The organism is Methylobacterium sp. AC690 (assembly GCF_979256535.1).
The window spans coordinates 1-559 of record NZ_CEEDOX010000056.1; the positions used below are offsets into that span (position 1 = coordinate 1).

1 protein-coding gene is annotated in these 559 nt (G+C 76.0%); it reads right to left on the reverse strand.

Annotation, left to right across the window (positions count from 1 at the left end):
• Positions 1 to 396: CsbD family protein (locus AC0IY1_RS25305; RefSeq protein ID WP_471773325.1), on the reverse strand; the 396-nt coding region annotated here is incomplete at its 3' end.
• Positions 397 to 559 lie beyond the last annotated feature (163 nt).

Genomic DNA, 559 nt, shown 5'->3' on the forward strand with positions numbered 1-559 from the left:
CCAGCCCACCGCGAAGGCGACGGCGGCGAGGCCGAGGAGGGCGGAGGTGCGGTTGTCGTCGGCGTAGCGCACGGCCTGTCGGCCGTAGGTCGACCCGCGCTGGCGGGTGGTCTGGGCGAAGGCGCGGCCCTCGTCGAGGAGGTGGTCGGCGCGCGCGCGGCCGTCCTCGATCCAGTGGTCGGCGCGGTCGCGCACCGCGTGGGCGAGGTCGCGGCCGTCATCGACGAGGTCCTCGGCCCGGTCGCGGGCGCGGCCGTAGGCGTACTGGGCGCCGCCGGCCACCTGGTTCACGGCGCCGCGCACCTGGCGCGCCGGGTCACCGGTGAGACCGCCGACGGCGGTCTGGGCACGGCCCTTGAGATGGCGCGAGGCGCCGCGGAATTGATCGCCGTTCATGACAGGTCTCTCATGGCAGGTCTCTCATGGCAGGTCTCCGGCTGTGTGAGGATCCGGCCGGTCGCAGGGACCGGCCGGGGCTGGGCTCAGACGCGGCGGGCGTCGGTGCCGTCGGCGAGGGTGAGGCGCTTGGGGGCGCCGAGGCGACCGCCGAGGAAGCCGG